This window comes from Bacillus sp. NEB1478 (genome assembly GCF_031582965.1).
GTDB lineage: Bacteria > Bacillota > Bacilli > Bacillales > Fictibacillaceae > Fictibacillus.
In genome coordinates, this window is record NZ_CP134049.1 from 2,638,444 (window position 1) to 2,655,135 (window position 16,692).

Sequence of the window (16,692 nt, forward strand, 5' to 3'; positions counted from 1 at the left end):
ATAATGGAAATGCAATTATAAATTTTTTTGTGAGAGGGAGAGTTTGATGGACTTTACGAGTATGAACATTTGGGCTATTCTTTTGTGTGTCGCTGCGAACGGTATTTTAGGAGCATTATGGTATTCACCCGTTCTGTTTGCCAATCAATGGGTTGCTGCAAGAGGTTTGAAAATGGAAGAGATCAATAGAAATGGCATGGGATCCTCTTATGCATTCATGATGATCGGAGCACTGATTTCAGCCATTTCTTTATCTCTCATTCTATCTTCATTTGAAAACATGACGATCGGCACAGGAGCATTCACAGGATTTCTGTGTGGATTTGGTATTGCCTCAATGAGAGAACTGGCACCAACGATGTTTGAAGACCGCAGCAAGAAATTATTCTTTATCAGTGCCGGCTATCACACGGTATCACTTACACTTATGGGAATCATTATTGCAGCTTTCATCTAAATAAAATGATTTAAGAAACTCTTCACGGGGAATCATTTGGATAAAACCAATGAGGAGTTATGTATCTATGAAAACATTAAATGAAGATGTGAAAACTTTATTTTTCTCAGATGACGGAAAGATTCCGAATCATCCATCATGGCCAGTGCTTTTATATGTCGGCGCATTAAATGAAGTGCCAGAAGATGCATTGAATGTGTTTGAAGTGAACGGCTGGAGCAACGGCTGGGAAAACGGTGTGTTTGATTATCACCATTACCACAGCAATACGCATGAAGTACTTGCTGTCATAAGCGGAGAGGCTGTGATTCAGCTTGGCGGTGAAGAAGGTGTTCCTTTAGAAATTTCGGAAGGGGACGTAATCATTCTGCCGGCGGGAACTGGACACAAAAAGATAAGTGCCAGTAATGATTTTAAAGTGGCAGGTGCTTATCCAAACGGTATGGAGCATGATTTAAAAAAAGGTCTTGCTGATGATCGTCCAGAAGTTTTAGACAACATTATGCTAGTTCCGTTTCCAGACACCGATCCTGTTTTCGGAAAAGAAGGACCGATGTTCGAACTATGGAAAAGCTAGGATTCTTGAGATCCTAGCTTTTTTGTTTCCACCAAAATGAATGCGGATATTCAGATTTAGTTAAAATCACAGTCTCCCCGATTTTCGGTGTTGAAACGGTAACATCTAGAGCAGAGGCAGCTTTTATAGCTCGTTCTACCGGCTCTGTCCAATCATGCAATGACAAGGTGAAAGCACCCCAATGAATCGGAATCAAAAGCTTTCCTCCCACATCCAGATGAGCTTGGACGGTTTCTTCCGGCAGCATATGTATCGCAGACCATTTTTCATGATATTGACCGCATTCCATTAATGTTAAATCGAATGGACCATATTTTTCACCGATCACCTTGAAATGGGGACCATATCCGCTGTCACCGCTAAAATACAGGTTGAAGTCTTCCCCTTTTATCACCCATGAACACCATAATGTAGAATTTCGGTCTGTTAAGCTTCTGCCCGAAAAATGTCTCGAAGGTGAACAAACGAGTTCGAGTCCTGCCAACTCTACTTCATCCCACCAGTTACATTCTTTTATTCTTTCTTTCTGAATCCCCCATCTCTCTAGATGGCCACTTACTCCTAAAGGAACAACAAACTGGGAAACTTTTTCCTTTAGTTTTTTTATCGTCCCATAATCAAGATGGTCATAATGATCGTGTGAAAGAATGACGAGATCGATTTCAGGCAGTTCTTCGATTTTGAAAGGCAGTTTCTTGCTGTACCGTTTGTTTCCGAAAATCGGAACCGGTGATGGGGCATGACCAAACATCGGATCGATCAATATGTTCTTCCCATTTGTTTGCAGCAAAAATGCAGAATGACCAAACCAAGTAATTTTCGTTTGGTGATCACTGGTTTGTGCAGTTAGGTTTAATGGTTCGATCGAAATCGGCTGTTTAGGCTGCCTATTGGGATTTCCTTTTATGAACTCTTTTAATACTGGCAGCATCTCCCGGAAGTTCGTCGCCATCACAGTTGGTATCTGATTAACGAATGTTCCTTCAGAAAAATGGTCTAGCCTATCAAATTCGCTTTTCATATTTTGGGATGGCGGCCTTCCGAAAACAGGATTTAGCGTCAAAAATAATACGGTGATTAATAGTATGGTGAACAGGATTAAGCCAATTATGATCATGATTCGTTTCCTCTCTGCAATACAATGGTATAAAATATACTACCGATTAAAGGAAGCGAAATCAATTTTTGGGATTGTATTAGATTTAGTGATATTTTTAGTTGCATGAATCAAATTTATAATTGCTCTTTTAAAAAAACGATATCTTCTACCTTCACAATCAGTAGCTTTCCCTCTTGAGGTGAGCCTCTTTTACATTATGATAAGATATATACAGAAAACTCACTTAAAAGGTTGGGAGAATTTTGAAGGAAAGTAGAGTGAAAAAGGTAGCTGTTTGCTGGAGTGGCGGGAAAGATTGTTGCCTTGCATTATACCGTACACTAACAGAAAACCATAAAGTAATTTGTTTATTATCTATGGTTTCAGAAAAAGATGCTCGAAATCACGCACATGGAATACAATTAGACATTTTAAAATTACAAGCTGAAGCTTTGGGATTACCTTTAATTTTGGTAGATTCAGCAGGGGAATATGAGGTCTCATTAAAAAGGGCACTTTCCCTCCTAAGAGAGCGATCTGGCGTAGAATCAGTTGTATTTGGGAGTTTATACTCGAATGAAGATAGAAGGTGGAATGAGCAAGTAGCCTATCAATCTGGAATTGAGCCTCTATTTCCAGTGTGGATTTCGCAAAACCACTCTTCCAAACTTCTTTTTGATTTTATATCGCTAGGTTTTCAGTCAGTAGTTTGTCGTGCGTCCACTGAGTATTTTGACCAAACATGGACAGGTAGAGATGTTGATTGGAGCTTTTATGATAAGATCAATCAAACAGCTAGTTGCGTTATGGGGGAATTAGGGGAATACCATACATTTGTTTTAGATGGTCCCATTTTTCATAAAAAAATCGAAATAACGAGATCAGATGCTGTTTTGAATTCGGGATTATGGTCTTTAGATATTCAATCGTGCCGATTATTGGACAAAAATTAAATCAGCTGTTTGGCATCATTGAACGAACGGGGTAGTTTAGTCAGAAGAAGAACCATATTAATAAAGGGATTTTTTTAGAAGTAAAGAAAGTATATAATTTATTTATTAATGATATTCATGAAAGAATCATCAACTATACCGAAAGAGAGTTGATTTAGTATGAATAACCTCACGAAAATGAAAATTGTAAAGCCAGCTAATGAAGTATTTGAAGCCTTTGTAGATCCTTCGTTAATCGGAAATTTTTGGTTCTCATCGAGCTCTGAAAGATGGGAAAAAGGCAAGACGGTTATATTGAAATATGATGAGTACAATGCCCAAGGGGAAATAGAAGTAATGGAAGTTGAAATAAATAAGAAAATAGTGTTCCAGTGGGGGAAGGGACATATTGTTACCATTACTCTTAGAGAGTTGGATAACTCGAGTACAATTGTTGAAGTTAACGAAGAAGGTTTTAAAGAAAGTGATGAAGAAGTAATAACTCTAATGATAGATAATAAAGAGGGATGGGTTTATATGTTGACCTGTTTAAAGGGTTATTTAGAATATGGTGCTAATTTGAGAGCAGCATTAGTTAAATAACTTATGCCTACATATGAATGTATGAAAACCAGGAGGATATGTTATCTCCTGTTTTTTTTGCGAACAAGACTTTTGCTCCAAATACCCGCGAACAGACAACATTCTACAATTTCCGCAAACCTTTTAGCCCTTTCACATAACAATACTAAAAAGCTGATCTATATATGGACACCATTTTGTCCAAAAGATCAGCTTTCGTTTAAGTTATTCATTTTTATGCAGTATCCTTTTCTTTTTTCTTTGTGACTTTCTTTCGTCTTTTCTTTTTACGCTCGAGTTCTTCTTTTTGTGCTTGTATTTTCGCACGCCGCCTCATCTCTTCATAAATCCTTACACAAAGAGTAGCAAAACTAATCAGCAGTGCCAGGATTTTAAACGCCATCTTCCATCACGCCTTTCCCAAAATAGAAATTGCGCGCTGTTATGAATCTGACTCTATTGATGCAGCCGTTTCGACCGGAGTTCTCATCACTCTGAAATTCTCTTGGTCACACACCGCTTTCTCTTGCGCATTTAATACGAGCAGACCGTTTCCTTCTGCTTTTTTCGTTAATCCGATGCTTAATGTATTTTTAACTAATTGAGCATATACTTCTGCCTCAGTCAGCTTACGCCCAAATAACTTTTCTTCTCGTGCGATCAATAAAGCTGCAGCACCTGAAACATGTGGTGTAGCCATAGATGTTCCAGACAGCTTGGCATATTTATTTCCAGGATACGTTGAGATTACATTAACACCCGGTGCTACTAGGTCAATTTCATCATTGGTGTTCGAGAAGGAAGCCAGCTTCATTTTGGCGTCCACTGCACCCACTTCTACTACTTCTTTATAAGCACCAGGATAAGCAAACTCATCTGTGTTCTCTTTGTTGTCCCCCTCATTTCCAGCCGCGCATACTACTAGCACATCTTCTAATACTGCCCGTTGAATGGCTTCATGCAGTTCAGGCACATCTTCTGGACCACCGAGGGACATCGAAATAACACGGACACGCTCATCATTTTCGCCGCGCCACTCAACAGCATAATCAATTGCGTCAATGATTCCCTGATATGATCCGCTTCCGTCTTTTCCGAGGACTCTGCAGATCAGGAGTTTCACTTCTGGTGCCACTCCTGCTACACCCGCCTCATTAAGAGTTGCAGCAATGGTTCCGGCTACGTGTGTTCCGTGGTAATGAGCATCTGTGTAATCATCCGGGTTACTGTCTACAAAATTCCGGCCACCCGCAATTCGATCCTTTAGTTCTGGATGACTTGTGTCACAGCCCGTATCAAGTACGGCGACTACAACGCTTTCTCCTGTTTCTCCTTCTCGCCAAAACGATGGTGCATTGATCATTTCAACGCCGTATGGAATTTCCTCTTTTGCAGACTGCAAGACTTCTTCCATAACATATGGAATTAAACGAACTTCACTCATTATGCTTACCTCCTTTTTTTAATCTTAAGACATTGATTTGGTTCAAGACAGGAGTTGCAAAAAAGATTTGTGGAGTTCTTGCTGCGATTTACAAAAGGTATGAGAAGACGTATACGAAGATGAAGTGATCCTCCTTTCCAAAATCATTTTTCGGAAACTGATGATCTAAGGTGAAGGATGTTATTATTACTATTCTATCAAACTGTAAAATGCTGTAACAAGTCCTATTTTAAAAATGAGTCTATTTGTTCAAATCGACATAAAATGCATTATTATTAAGGTTATTCTAATCATTTATCCTTTCATTCGACAGAATCCCCCCGTTCAATGATACTATTTCACAAAAGGAAAAACTCCCAAACCGAGAGTAATCTCCGATTTTGGGAGTCTTCTATTTTTTATCTAATAACTTAGTAGCGAACAGCATCCGCTGCGTTTACGCGGCCTTTAGAGAAGTATGTTCCTGTTCCAGAAACTGGATCTGCTGTATTCTCAATCGCTGCACGGATGTTGGCTGCACTGCGCCCTTGGGAAGCTAAGAGTCCTGCAATTCCTGCTACAAGCGGAGTCGCCATTGATGTACCAGACATGTATGCATATCCGCCGTTACGGATTGTAGATGCAATATCTACGCCTGGAGCTGCAACATCAACCCAAGAACCATAGTTAGAGAAAGAAGCTAATGTATCATTTGTTCCTGTTGCTGCTACTGCGATTGCGTTTGAATAGTAACCAGGGTAACTTGGAGCTGAAGTACTTTCGTTACCAGCTGCTGCTACAACAACTACACCTTTGCTCGCTGCATAGTTTACTGCATTTTGCAGAGAAGTTGCACCACTTGTCCCGCCAAGACTCAATGAAACAACCTTTGCACCATTATCTACTGCATAATAGATTCCATTTGCAACATCATCTAGAGTACCGCTTCCGTTTGCATCAAGAACACGAACTGCAAGAATGGAAACGTTTGGAGCCATTCCAGCGATACCTCTCGCATTGTTCGTTGCTGCTGCAGCGATACCTGCACAATGTGTACCATGGTTGTTTAAATCCATTGGATCAGTATCATCACTAACGTAGTCATATCCTTTAACTACTTTCCCTGCCAGATCAGGATGATTGTAGTCAACTCCTGTATCGACGATCGCCACTTTTACGCTGGATGAACCACGAGTGATATCCCAAGCAGATTGTGCGCTTACTTTTTGTGGAGCCCATTGCACGCCATTTGAGAAGTACGTATCATTCGGTGTCCAGGTAGCGTGGTATGTATAGTTCGGCTCTGCGTACTCTACCTTACCGCTTTCCTTGTATTCTTTAATCGCTGCGTTAACATCTCCATCTTTAACTTTGATTACGGCGAACTTTGAATTATTCTTTACCACTTCATCTTTTGCTTTTACAGCAAACGATTTTGCTGCTGATTCTGACACGCTGTCTTTAAATTTTACAATAATTTCTTGAGGAGTATTTGTCACCTTCTTTTCAGTTTGCACTGCCGCTGCTGCTGGTGACGCAAGAGAAATAACTAACGGTACTACTGCTGCCATAGTGGCGATTTTCTTAATCATTTACTTCACTCCTTTGAATTTTTGTTTGCTAGCAATTTCTAATATAGGGGTGAAATAACAGAAAATAAAGAAAAATTTTACTATTCTAACAAAAACAAATATATCCTACTAAAATTTTAAAGTTATAACTTAAAATGGGTAAAAAGTCATTTGTAACGCTTTAGATTTTATCTATCTTTTCTCATATCTGACTAAGCCTGATGCACTATTGTTAATGGTGGCTTCTCTATCAAAATGCTGGTGCATTTATTTGTTTATTTCACCACATTTTATTTTATTTAAATGGTTTACTATATCGAACTTTTCATAGATATTTTCTTTTTAAATAAGGATTTGTTTAAATTCTTACGTATGAGGAATAGCTATAGTAACAAGCTAATTTTTCAGGAGGGATATTCGTATGTTAAACGCAGGCGATCAAGCACCAGATTTTACTTTGTACAATGAGACAGGAGATCCTTTTTCCTTCCATAAGCATCTGGAAAAAGACGACCGCTTCCATCTGCTAGTCTTTTTTCGAGGCGAATGGTGTCCGGTCTGTAATGATCAATTAAAAGAACTGGAACAAAACCTCGACACCTTTAAAGAATTAAACGTTCATATCCTCGCCATTTCCACGGATGAACGAGAGAATTTGAACAAAATGAAAGAAACACACGCTCTTTCATTCCCTGTATTCAGCGACCCTGAGCGTAACGCCGCAGAGCCATATGGTGTGCACTATCATAATAATGATGATCTATATGAAGATCACGGAGGTCATGGGGAACCGGCTATTTTTTTAGTCGATAATAAAAAACGCGTCCTTTATTTAGATGTTCAAACTGGACCGTTCGGGCGTCCTTCTGCTGAAGATTTAAGAAAGACGATTAAATATATTAAAAAGACATTAAAAGAGTGAGGGCGTTTGCACCTCACTCTTTCTTGTATTCACGACAGTATTACTGTCCTAGTTAAATTTTTGATAAATCTTCTGACAACGTAGATATATGATAGCTTAGCCCTCTTCCCCTCCAACAAAATAATCATTTTTACGGTAAGATAAAGCACTTAAGTGAGCGACGAGTTCTGTTTCATTCTCTACTGTAACTTCATACCAAGAAGTGCGGTTATTCCGTTTAATCTCTGTTGCTTTTGCGGTAATTTTCTCACCTTGGCGGCTTGCAGCCAAATACCCTATGTTCACTTGTAAACCAACCGATGTTTTCCCGTATGAATTACATGCTACAGCAAATACAAAATCAGCGATTGCAAACAATACAGCACCGTGTGCCGTTCCATGGGCGTTCAGCATATTTTCTGTAATCGTCATCTCGGCAATTGCACTGCCTGGACCCATAGCCATCAACTCGATTCCGAGCCATTTGGCAAATGTATCTTGGTTCAGCTTTTCACGAATTTCTTCTGCATATTGGTAGTGTACCTCATTGTCATCTCGTTTTGTTTTCACTTCTATCACCTCTTTTAGAAAATTCTTTTCCCATATATGAAACACCTTCAACTACTTAATAACATTCTTTTAAATCATACGGTTATGTAAACTCTTAACCGTCTCACCAGATTTGTAAAGAATAACAAATGTAAAGCTAGGATACCTTACTGCCAACTGTTTTAAGGAAAGGCAATTCTACACCCCCTTCTGTTCAAATACAATTTTTGTGCATAACACTTCACATTTCCAATAAATAACCGTACAATGTAATAACTAATCCAATAAGAAAGGTCGGAATTAAAATGACAAACAACATTTCTTCAATCCCCAGACCTTTAGTCCGTACGAATCAATGGTTTATTTTCTTATCTGTCGTTGCCACTTGGCTAACGGGGCAAGCTTGGATTCTCTTACTTCCATTAACAGCTGGATTGCTGGGCATGTTCCTGAATTTTAATCCTATTATGAGAGCGGCTAAACTATTTTTGAAGAAAAAGCCGTCAGAATATATCCCAGAAGACAAAGATCAGCAGCAATTCAACCAAGTCATCGCCATCTCCCTTCTTGCCATGGGCTTCATTAGCTATATGATGAACTGGTCTACTATTGCCGTCGTTGCTACGGTCATGGTTGCAGCAGCCTCATTTATCGCTATTTTAGGCTTTTGCATCGGCTGTTTCATCCGCTTCAGATGGCAGCAATATCGGTATCACAAGACACATAAAACACAGTAACTAATGCTAATATAATTAAAGACTCCTGATTTCAGGAGTCTTTTTCTATTAATATAAAGCCTTATGAGAAACTTTAATAAACGGTGCTGGCTAAAAAGGAGCGCAATTTTGCAGTAGTTTATCTCTTTTTTGTCGCAAGAAAAAAATGACCTAAACGTGTTCTAAAAACACTCTATTAGGTCATTTTCTTTGTTATTTGAAGTTATAAAGAAGAAGATTATAATTATTCACCCTCGACTGCACCCAATTCTAAGGCTAACTCAATAATTGACTCATTAATCCGCCATACATAATAAAGATGATGGACAAGGTCACGTTGAGATTCTTTTCTTGTTGGTGCAAGCCGTTCAATTTGTTCCCTTTCATGGTTAAGGCTATAGATCGTAGCTTTAATTTCGGTTCTTTTTATCAGATCGTTTAATGAATCGATGTTACGACTCACTTTTTCTTCCATTTTCTCAAAGACTGCAGTGAGTTCCTCTGGGTAGTCAAATCCTTTTCGATACGAAGAGGCGACTAAATGCCTGGCATAATAATTGATTGCTGCTAATACGGTCATCCATCGGGTTATATCCGCATGGGTAGCAGATCCTGGCCGCTGAAAAAGCGATTGAGACTCGTCCCTAATCGACTGAAGCTTTTGATCCAAATGAAAGGCGCATTCGGAAAGTTCTTTTATGTTCACATCTTCTCTAAATCCTCTTATATACTCCGTTACAAATGGTTTAAGCTCGTCAAAGAAATCATTGATTGACTCACTTACTTTATCTTTTGTCTTCTTAGGAAATACAAATGTTGAAACGCCCAAGGCAATAGCAGCTCCAATAATTGTATCAAGTACGCGGGCACCAATCAGTGAAAAAGTGATTCCACCGAGCAATATGTCATACATAAATGCGATGAGCATCGTAATAAACACATTCATTAGCGTATACGAAACGGTCAACAAATAAAAAGCTAAAAACACGACGACAAATATAAAAATGACCTCAATAAAAGATTGTCCAGTAAGCAATTTTGCGAGCGTAAATCCAAGAACTGCTCCAATAATAGTTCCAAGTGAACGCTGAAATCCTCTCGTGTATATACGCCCAATCGAATCTGTTCCGAGTAAGACAACAAACGCCGTAAGAAGAATCCAGTATGGTTTTGAAGGGGAGATAAATTGACCAATAATGATGGCCAAAACGCCTGTTACCAATGCCTGATAAGCTTTTTTCGTAGATGGCTTGAGCCCTTTTTCTTCGTTATCGCCTTCATCATCATTTGGTTCCTCAGTCACTTCTGATACATTTCCTTCTATGTATTTACGATGCAGAGACTGCTGAATCGTAACGGCACCTTCAATTACATGATTTGCGATGGATTCAATACGCCGGATTAAAAATACCCACCCTTTAGGCTGCTGATCACGATTCAATAAATCCATGATAAGCTGTCTTAATTTTTGTACAGCTCGCTCTGCTTCTTCTAAATTTTGTTCCTCGTAATTTGGAGCGAGAACCTCAGCATCACGAAGAGACTCTGTCACCCAAATGAGAAGATATCTAATTTCGTCAATCTCCAGTGCATCCGCATTCTTCAAGCCTCGAATAGAGTCAGTCAAAGTTTCTATCAGCATACCTGTATCAAACACATACAAACGCAATTGCACAGGAGTCAACCCCGGCCACGTTTTCTGAACATCATCTGAATTTATGTAACCAGACACAATGATGGCATATTCTCTAAGTTTCATTACGTTTTTCTGAATATTTTTTCTCTGTTTCTGGTTCAGTCCCTTATCCTGTACTCCTTTTATTAATAGGTTAAGCGTAAGATTGCTCTGAATATGGAAGGAACGAATACTTCTTTTTAGATTTTTGGCAGTACTTTGGAACAGGATGAAATTCAGCACATATGCGTAAAAAATTCCAATTGCAATTCCCATATAAAACCATGGAAGCTGAACGCTTGATAATTTTAGGACAGAAGAAAAATAAACCGTCATAAATCCGATCATAAAAAGCGAAAAATACCGAACTCCAAAACGAGTAAAATAAAAAGTGCTAAAAACAATAAGGACGAGAAGGACATCTATGTAATAGGCATGATTTGCGAATAAAGAACCCAATGTTACCCCAATCATGGCGGAAACACCTAGCCATAGTGTCGTTACCTTCATCTCTTTCTTTGTTTCATCCACAACTACCATGATCCCCATCATGCCGATCATTCCGGATACAATGGCTGGAGTAAGCAGCGGTTTCCCTGTCGTATGCAAAATAAAAAGCGTTGTAAAGATAGACACCATTAAACTAACGGTTGCTCTTGCTGCTTTATGCAGTCTTATATACCCTGGGTCAGATGCCAGCAGCCTCCCAAGCCAGTAATGTTTTCTATGAAGCTGTTTCATTGTTTCACCTCCTGCTCTAAACACATATCACAATAAGACCCTATTTCTTTCGTTAATGCTAACACACGCTTATTTATTATCCCACGTTAACGATTTAAAAAAACCACCAGCAAAAAATGCTGATGGTTCTACTTATCCCTTATTTTGTCGCTTCAAACACAAAACTTTGGCGTGCATGTGCTGGTTCTTTTCCATACTGAAAATCTGCACTAATGGACACATTCTTAAAGCCGATACTTTCCATGATTAGTTTTAACTCATGGGTCCCGTACCACCGGATCGCAAACCGCTGCAACTCGGTCTGAATCAGATTACCAGAACGCCATTTTTCGTATTTCAAATAAGAAACTTTGTATTGTTCAAAGAAATTCACTTCTACTAGTTTATCTTCCATCGTGATGATATCTCCGTTCGGACACTCGACTGTTAACGTTCTGAGTACCTTTCCGGCTTCAAAATGATCAGTCGGCAAAAAGATATCAAAAATCAGACGTCCGCCTTCTGCCAGGTTTTCATACATTTGTTTTAAAGCAGCAAGTGATTCTTCACGTTTTTCGATTAATAAAAAAGATCCGCCCGGAATGATAATGGCGTCATATTTATGCGGCAGTTGAAGATTTTGAAGATCTCCTTGAAAAAGTTTAGAGGTAAAGCCATTTTCATCAATACGCTTTTGACAAGAAGCCAGCATTTCAGAAGAATAGTCTATTCCATCAACTTGAAGTCCAGCTTCTAAAAGTGGAATGATAACCCTTCCTGAACCAACCATTGCTTCTAAAATTCTTCCCTTTATTCCATTTAAACGATCCGCATAATACTCAATATCACCGCCGAATGATTGACCGACCTTTTTTGTCAGATCATAAACTTCCGTACAAAGTTCTCCATAATTACTAAAAGACATTCCTGAATTCCCCCATGTTTTTGAAATTGTACACACGGAGGGGTAATTTCTTAAATATTAACCCTTCCGCACCTTCATCATTTCAATGTTTGTCAGATTCATTTTTAACATCACAATCCCTCATTTCTAAGTAAGTTAGAATCATTATCTGATTTCCAGAAAATTTAATCAATATTTTTCTGCCATAGCGATATTTTTGTTCTTAGAAGTGGTTGATTTCCGTAATGCTTGAGATGAGCACACAGAAGTCTCACAACCTTGCAAAAAAAAAAATAAAGCACTGCCTTCCATTCCAATTAAGAAATTCGCAGTGCTTTTTACTGTTATTAGAAATTTATAGTTTTGTTGTATGATAACTGCCTAAAACTCGAATATCATGTTCATAAGCTTCCAGAATGGTAATTGCTTTTTTCATTTTGCTTTCATGCAACCCATTTTCTGTTTCGATAAAAAAATGGTACGTCCCCAATTTTTTCTTAGTTGGCCGCGATTCAATCCAAGTTAGATTGATCGATAAAGCAGAAAACACATTTAAAATGGATGATAATACACCTGAATGGTCTTGACACGGCGTAATCAACAGCATAGTTTTGTTTCCGCTTTGTTTCGTATTTTCATTGCTGATTACAACAAATCTCGTATGATTATTGCTATTATCTTGTATATTGCTTTTCGTAATTTGCAAATTAAATAGATCAGCAGCACCTTTTGATGCAATGGCAGCAACATCTGTTCTTTCTTGGTTTTTAACGGCTTGAGCAGCTGATGATGTACTGTCAAACTGTCTCGTTTTCATTTTTGCTGCTTTAATAAAATCCCGGCATTGAGCGATGGCTGGATAAATGGACCATACTTCACGGATTCCTTCAACACTAGCCCCTTCTAGAGCTAATAGATGGAGCGAAACCGGAAATATGATTTCAGCTTCCACAAATAAATCATGCGTTAATAATCCATCCGCAGTTATATTAATCGTACCTTCTATGGAGTTTTCGATTGGAACTATCCCTTTTTCAGCCGCTCCTTCACCAACAGCTTCAATGACTTCCAGAATCGAATCACACATAACCCACTCAATAAGCTCAGTCGTAAAATAACGAAATGCAGCTTCTTCTGAAAAACTTCCTTGAGGACCTAAATACGCCACTTTCATTTTTAAAACACACCTTTTTTTCTTTTCATATCAGTATACATCTATTGTTTCATTAAACAACTGATAAATTTCAATATGACTATAAATATTATTAAATATCGCATTACAAAAATGAGTGAGTACTCACTTGACAAAAAACTTCTTACTCGCATAGACTGAAATTAGATAATGAGTGATTACTCACTTTTATAATCTCACAAGGAGGTAAATCACATGAATCCTGTTATTGACGTTTCAAACGTTTCCAAAAGTTTTGGCAGACATGATGTACTACAAGACATCTCCCTCTCCGTCACCAAAAACGAAATTTACGGCTTGCTTGGTCCTTCTGGGGCAGGGAAAACCACTCTAGTAAAAATGATTGCAGGGATTGAAACACCTACATCTGGAAAAATTACTGTACTCGATACGAATATGCCGAGCCTGCAAATGATGAAACGTATCGGTTTTATGGCACAGTCCGATGCCCTTTATAGCGAGCTAAGCGGAAAAGAAAACCTTGAATTTTTTGCATCAATCTACGGACTTAAAGGAGCCAAGCAAAAAGAAAGAATCGAAGAAACAGCTGCTCTTGTCAACTTGACTGATTTCTTAAAAAAGCCTGTGAATCAATATTCTGGTGGAATGAAACGGCGCCTTTCACTTGCGGCAGCCCTGCTCCATGAACCAGAAATTCTGATATTGGATGAACCCACAGTCGGAATTGATCCAGTCCTCCGCCAGTCTGTCTGGAACGAACTTTACAAACTGAGCGAAAATGGAACTACCATTCTTGTAACAACACATGTAATGGATGAAGCGGAAAAATGCGGTCAACTAGGTATGATTCGTGATGGCAGGCTCATTGCCTCAGGTTCGCCACAGCAACTAAAAGATACAACATCAAGTGAAACAATCGAGGATGCTTTCCTCTATTACGGAGGTGTCCGTCATGAGAATTAGAGCACTTGTCAAACGAATCATCCGACAATTTAAAAGAGATAAACGGACGCTTGCTATGATGTTTCTAGCTCCTTTGCTTATTTTGACACTCGTTTCTCTCGTTTTTTCAGGAAACGATTATAATCCGAAAATTGCTGTCATAAGTAAACAAGCACCAATCGCAGATCAAATTGAAAAAGCAGATAAAGCTTTTATTCCATATGAAAATAGTGAGAAAGCTGAAGATGATTTAAAGAATGAAAAACTTGACGCTGTTTTGTATGTGAACCCGCCTTCAACGAAAATTAAACTTGAAGGCAGTAACCCGACTGCAAATAAAGCCGTTATGATGAAAGTGGAAAAAGCACTTAAAAAGATGAATCCGCTAAATAATCTTCAAAAGGCTGTAGAACCAAAAGTTGAATACTTGCATGGTTCATCTAAAATGGATTCCTTTGATTACATCGGTCCGTTTCTGATCGGATTCTTTATTTTCTTTTTCGTATTCTTAATTTCCGGCGTATCGTTTTTACGTGAGCGGACCACTGGGACACTGGAAAGACTATTGGCAACGCCAATGCGCCGCTGGGAAATGGTAGTCGGGTATGTGCTCGGATTTGGAATCTTCACGATTATCCAATCCGCCATCATCGTTTCGTTTGCGATCTATGTGTTGGACATCATGATGGAAGGTTCGATCTGGTACGTCATACTGATCACACTCATGCTTGCTATAACGGCATTGTCACTCGGAACTTTGTTATCTGCCTTTGCGAAAAACGAACTTCAGATGATTCAATTCATACCGATCGTCGTCGTTCCACAAGTCTTTTTCTCAGGTTTGTTCAACATCGATACAATGGCTGACTGGCTGCATCCGTTAAGCTATATCATGCCGCTCACTTATGGCGGTCAGGCCATTCGTGATGTCATGATACAAGGAGACGGCTGGTCACAAATATACGACGAAGTTCTAGTGCTTGCTGGTTTTTCGCTTCTATTTATGGTACTCAATACACTCGCGCTGAAAAAGCACCGCAAACTGTAGGGAGTTTGTCCGCAGTTTAATTGTGTCTATAATGAAATCAAATGCACGATTTAAAGGAGAAAACCGCATGACCGATCAAGAATGGATTCAAGAATTAATAAATGCTGACAATAATGATCTCGATCTCAGTGATAAACAGCGCAAGATACTCGAAGCTGCGATTGATATTTTTTCCGAAAAAGGATACGCCGCTTCATCTACGAGTGAAATCGCCAAAAAAGCTGGTGTTGCTGAAGGTACAATTTTCCGCCATTACAAAACAAAAAAGGAGCTATTGCTATCGATCGTCACACCCACAATGGGAAAGTTTGTAGCACCCTTTTTTATAAAATCATTTGCAAAAGAAGTGTTTGATAACGAATATGAACATTATGAGGATTTCTTGAGGACGGTTGCAAAAAATCGTCTGGAGTTTGTGAAAAAGAACTTTCCTGTATTAAAAATTTTCATCCAGGAAATCGCGTTTCACGATGAACTTCGAGAACCCTATCAAAAGCTGGTTATCGAACATATTTACCCAAAGTTCAAAAAAGTGATCGAACACTTTCAAGAAAAAGGAGAAATCACCAACCTACCGCCATCTGCCGTTATGCGAATGACCGCGTCCAGTATCATGAGTTACATTCTTCCAAGAGTCATACTGTTTCCTTCTCATGATTGGGATGACGAAAAAGAGATTGATCAGATCGTTCAATTCGTTATGTATGGATTGAGTGGAAAACAAAAATAAATGGAGAAAACCCGCCATCTTACTTCATGAGGCGGGTTTTTTGTTAAATTAATTCATTTTAATATTCATTGCCCTGATTACTTCAGATACATGCAAATCGTTTTTCATATTTTTAATTGATTGCCATTTTACTTCTGACAAATTTTGTTCGTTCAAAGGAAATTCAGGATCAAAACCTAATGATGGCTCTCTATCATCTTCAGTCACTTCAACTAAATAACACTTTTCGATGCCGTGTTCATAGTTTCTTGAAAATAAATACTTCACTACTTTTACGTCTAAGTTTACTTCCTCACGCACTTCTCGGACAACAGCTTTTTCAAAGGTTTCCCCAAATTCCAGCCCTCCTCCAGGCAGTGTCCAAAAATCATTCGTTTTGTTAACTTCACGAACCATAAGAATTGTGTCATCTTTTAATATTGCGGCAAATGCCCTTGGTCTGCTTTTATCCATTATTTCCTCCATCAAGAATGCGTTTCACCTATAGCTGTACAAAGAGGTGGAAGGTGGATAGATAAAGGATTTTGTTCTTTTGCGGCTACCGACAATGCTGTTGCAGGAGGACCTATTAATAGATATACGCAGATAAATAATAGTACGATCACTAGTTTCATATACACACCTTTCTTCCGTTAATTATAAAAACGAAAGAACCAAGAGTTTCCTACTCGGTTCACGTATTTGATTACTATGAATTTCCCCGCATTCTTATT

At 38.7% G+C, this 16,692-nt stretch carries 19 protein-coding genes; 9 read left to right on the forward strand and 10 right to left on the reverse strand.

Features of this window, described 5'->3' with window-relative positions; translation table 11 throughout:
- The first annotated feature begins 46 nt into the window (after window positions 1-46).
- Both RGB74_RS13090 and RGB74_RS13095 read left to right on the forward strand, forming a co-directional pair.
- Complete coding sequence (locus tag RGB74_RS13090; RefSeq protein WP_310759744.1) at window positions 47-457, forward strand: DUF1761 domain-containing protein; 411 nt, start codon at window positions 47-49, stop codon at window positions 455-457.
- A gap of 67 nt (window positions 458-524) precedes the next feature.
- A complete protein-coding gene (locus RGB74_RS13095; RefSeq protein WP_310759745.1) occupies window positions 525-1,034 on the forward strand; it encodes a cupin domain-containing protein in 510 nt (169 codons plus the stop codon).
- A gap of 13 nt (window positions 1,035-1,047) precedes the next feature.
- Here the strand turns inward: RGB74_RS13095 and RGB74_RS13100 are convergent, their stop codons facing one another.
- Window positions 1,048-2,151, reverse strand: a complete 1,104-nt coding sequence (locus RGB74_RS13100; RefSeq protein WP_310759746.1) for an MBL fold metallo-hydrolase — start codon at window positions 2,149-2,151, stop codon at window positions 1,048-1,050.
- Window positions 2,152-2,411: 260 nt separating this feature from the next.
- On the opposite strand from RGB74_RS13100, the gene RGB74_RS13105 reads away from it, so the two are divergent.
- Entirely contained in the window at window positions 2,412-3,086 is a 675-nt protein-coding gene (locus tag RGB74_RS13105; protein WP_310759747.1) for a Dph6-related ATP pyrophosphatase, read from the forward strand.
- A 159-nt stretch (window positions 3,087-3,245) separates the two neighbouring features.
- Complete coding sequence (locus RGB74_RS13110) at window positions 3,246-3,668, forward strand: SRPBCC family protein (RefSeq protein ID WP_310759748.1); 423 nt, start codon at window positions 3,246-3,248, stop codon at window positions 3,666-3,668.
- Between the two features lie 214 nt (window positions 3,669-3,882).
- Here the strand turns inward: RGB74_RS13110 and RGB74_RS13115 are convergent, their stop codons facing one another.
- From RGB74_RS13115 to RGB74_RS13125, 3 genes are all read right to left on the reverse strand, one after another.
- Entirely contained in the window at window positions 3,883-4,050 is a 168-nt protein-coding gene (locus tag RGB74_RS13115; protein ID WP_310759749.1) for a hypothetical protein, read from the reverse strand.
- 39 nt (window positions 4,051-4,089) lie between these two features.
- Entirely contained in the window at window positions 4,090-5,091 is a 1,002-nt protein-coding gene (locus RGB74_RS13120) for a S8 family peptidase (RefSeq protein ID WP_310759750.1), read from the reverse strand.
- A 410-nt stretch (window positions 5,092-5,501) separates the two neighbouring features.
- The gene (locus RGB74_RS13125; RefSeq protein ID WP_310759751.1) at window positions 5,502-6,662 is read right to left on the reverse strand and encodes a S8 family peptidase; all 1,161 of its coding nucleotides are present in this window, start codon (window positions 6,660-6,662) and stop codon (window positions 5,502-5,504) included.
- A 400-nt stretch (window positions 6,663-7,062) separates the two neighbouring features.
- On the opposite strand from RGB74_RS13125, the gene RGB74_RS13130 reads away from it, so the two are divergent.
- Complete coding sequence (locus tag RGB74_RS13130) at window positions 7,063-7,563, forward strand: peroxiredoxin family protein (protein ID WP_310759752.1); 501 nt, start codon at window positions 7,063-7,065, stop codon at window positions 7,561-7,563.
- A gap of 96 nt (window positions 7,564-7,659) precedes the next feature.
- Here the strand turns inward: RGB74_RS13130 and paaI are convergent, their stop codons facing one another.
- Entirely contained in the window at window positions 7,660-8,112 is a 453-nt protein-coding gene (gene paaI, locus RGB74_RS13135; RefSeq protein ID WP_310759753.1) for a hydroxyphenylacetyl-CoA thioesterase PaaI, read from the reverse strand.
- A gap of 284 nt (window positions 8,113-8,396) precedes the next feature.
- Here paaI and RGB74_RS13140 point away from each other — a divergent pair, with 284 nt between their 5' ends.
- A complete protein-coding gene (locus RGB74_RS13140; protein WP_310759754.1) occupies window positions 8,397-8,828 on the forward strand; it encodes a DUF4395 domain-containing protein in 432 nt (143 codons plus the stop codon).
- Between the two features lie 223 nt (window positions 8,829-9,051).
- Here RGB74_RS13140 and RGB74_RS13145 read toward each other — a convergent pair whose 3' ends face one another.
- The 3 genes from RGB74_RS13145 to pheA form a co-directional block, all read right to left on the reverse strand.
- Window positions 9,052-11,223, reverse strand: a complete 2,172-nt coding sequence (locus RGB74_RS13145; protein WP_310759755.1) for an FUSC family protein — start codon at window positions 11,221-11,223, stop codon at window positions 9,052-9,054.
- A 139-nt stretch (window positions 11,224-11,362) separates the two neighbouring features.
- Window positions 11,363-12,127, reverse strand: a complete 765-nt coding sequence (locus tag RGB74_RS13150; RefSeq protein WP_310759756.1) for a class I SAM-dependent methyltransferase — start codon at window positions 12,125-12,127, stop codon at window positions 11,363-11,365.
- A gap of 334 nt (window positions 12,128-12,461) precedes the next feature.
- On the reverse strand, window positions 12,462-13,280 hold the full coding sequence (gene pheA / locus RGB74_RS13155; RefSeq protein WP_310759757.1) for a prephenate dehydratase: 819 nt from the start codon (window positions 13,278-13,280) through the stop codon (window positions 12,462-12,464).
- Window positions 13,281-13,493: 213 nt separating this feature from the next.
- Between pheA and RGB74_RS13160 the strand changes: the two genes are divergently transcribed.
- From RGB74_RS13160 to RGB74_RS13170, 3 genes are all read left to right on the forward strand, one after another.
- On the forward strand, window positions 13,494-14,222 hold the full coding sequence (locus tag RGB74_RS13160; RefSeq protein ID WP_310759758.1) for an ABC transporter ATP-binding protein: 729 nt from the start codon (window positions 13,494-13,496) through the stop codon (window positions 14,220-14,222).
- Window positions 14,212-15,249: an ABC transporter permease gene (locus tag RGB74_RS13165; RefSeq protein WP_310759759.1), complete on the forward strand. Its 1,038-nt coding sequence runs from the start codon at window positions 14,212-14,214 to the stop codon at window positions 15,247-15,249. The genes RGB74_RS13160 and RGB74_RS13165 overlap by 11 nt, the downstream gene beginning before the upstream one ends.
- A gap of 67 nt (window positions 15,250-15,316) precedes the next feature.
- The gene (locus RGB74_RS13170; RefSeq protein ID WP_310759760.1) at window positions 15,317-15,979 is read left to right on the forward strand and encodes a TetR/AcrR family transcriptional regulator; all 663 of its coding nucleotides are present in this window, start codon (window positions 15,317-15,319) and stop codon (window positions 15,977-15,979) included.
- A gap of 48 nt (window positions 15,980-16,027) precedes the next feature.
- On the opposite strand, the gene RGB74_RS13175 is transcribed toward RGB74_RS13170, so the two are convergent.
- Window positions 16,028-16,432, reverse strand: a complete 405-nt coding sequence (locus RGB74_RS13175; RefSeq protein ID WP_310759761.1) for an NUDIX domain-containing protein — start codon at window positions 16,430-16,432, stop codon at window positions 16,028-16,030.
- An 11-nt stretch (window positions 16,433-16,443) separates the two neighbouring features.
- Window positions 16,444-16,593 (reverse strand): hypothetical protein, encoded by a 150-nt coding sequence (locus tag RGB74_RS13180; RefSeq protein WP_310759762.1) that lies wholly within the window; start codon window positions 16,591-16,593, stop codon window positions 16,444-16,446.
- Window positions 16,594-16,692: the final 99 nt, after the last annotated feature.

Excerpts from the sequence above, each read along its gene's own strand:
- RGB74_RS13090 (WP_310759744.1), top strand. The coding sequence starts at position 47 with ATGGACTTTACGAGTATGAACATTTGGGCTATTCTTTTGTGTGTCGCT.
- RGB74_RS13095 (WP_310759745.1), top strand. The coding sequence starts at position 525 with ATGAAAACATTAAATGAAGATGTGAAAACTTTATTTTTCTCAGATGAC.
- RGB74_RS13100 (WP_310759746.1), bottom strand. The coding sequence starts at position 2,151 with ATGATCATAATTGGCTTAATCCTGTTCACCATACTATTAATCACCGTA.
- RGB74_RS13110 (WP_310759748.1), top strand. The coding sequence starts at position 3,246 with ATGAATAACCTCACGAAAATGAAAATTGTAAAGCCAGCTAATGAAGTA.
- RGB74_RS13115 (WP_310759749.1), bottom strand. The coding sequence starts at position 4,050 with ATGGCGTTTAAAATCCTGGCACTGCTGATTAGTTTTGCTACTCTTTGT.
- RGB74_RS13120 (WP_310759750.1), bottom strand. The coding sequence starts at position 5,091 with ATGAGTGAAGTTCGTTTAATTCCATATGTTATGGAAGAAGTCTTGCAG.
- RGB74_RS13125 (WP_310759751.1), bottom strand. The coding sequence starts at position 6,662 with ATGATTAAGAAAATCGCCACTATGGCAGCAGTAGTACCGTTAGTTATT.
- RGB74_RS13130 (WP_310759752.1), top strand. The coding sequence starts at position 7,063 with ATGTTAAACGCAGGCGATCAAGCACCAGATTTTACTTTGTACAATGAG.
- RGB74_RS13140 (WP_310759754.1), top strand. The coding sequence starts at position 8,397 with ATGACAAACAACATTTCTTCAATCCCCAGACCTTTAGTCCGTACGAAT.
- RGB74_RS13145 (WP_310759755.1), bottom strand. The coding sequence starts at position 11,223 with ATGAAACAGCTTCATAGAAAACATTACTGGCTTGGGAGGCTGCTGGCA.
- RGB74_RS13150 (WP_310759756.1), bottom strand. The coding sequence starts at position 12,127 with ATGTCTTTTAGTAATTATGGAGAACTTTGTACGGAAGTTTATGATCTG.
- pheA (WP_310759757.1), bottom strand. The coding sequence starts at position 13,280 with ATGAAAGTGGCGTATTTAGGTCCTCAAGGAAGTTTTTCAGAAGAAGCT.
- RGB74_RS13160 (WP_310759758.1), top strand. The coding sequence starts at position 13,494 with ATGAATCCTGTTATTGACGTTTCAAACGTTTCCAAAAGTTTTGGCAGA.
- RGB74_RS13165 (WP_310759759.1), top strand. The coding sequence starts at position 14,212 with ATGAGAATTAGAGCACTTGTCAAACGAATCATCCGACAATTTAAAAGA.
- RGB74_RS13170 (WP_310759760.1), top strand. The coding sequence starts at position 15,317 with ATGACCGATCAAGAATGGATTCAAGAATTAATAAATGCTGACAATAAT.
- RGB74_RS13175 (WP_310759761.1), bottom strand. The coding sequence starts at position 16,432 with ATGGATAAAAGCAGACCAAGGGCATTTGCCGCAATATTAAAAGATGAC.
- RGB74_RS13180 (WP_310759762.1), bottom strand. The coding sequence starts at position 16,593 with ATGAAACTAGTGATCGTACTATTATTTATCTGCGTATATCTATTAATA.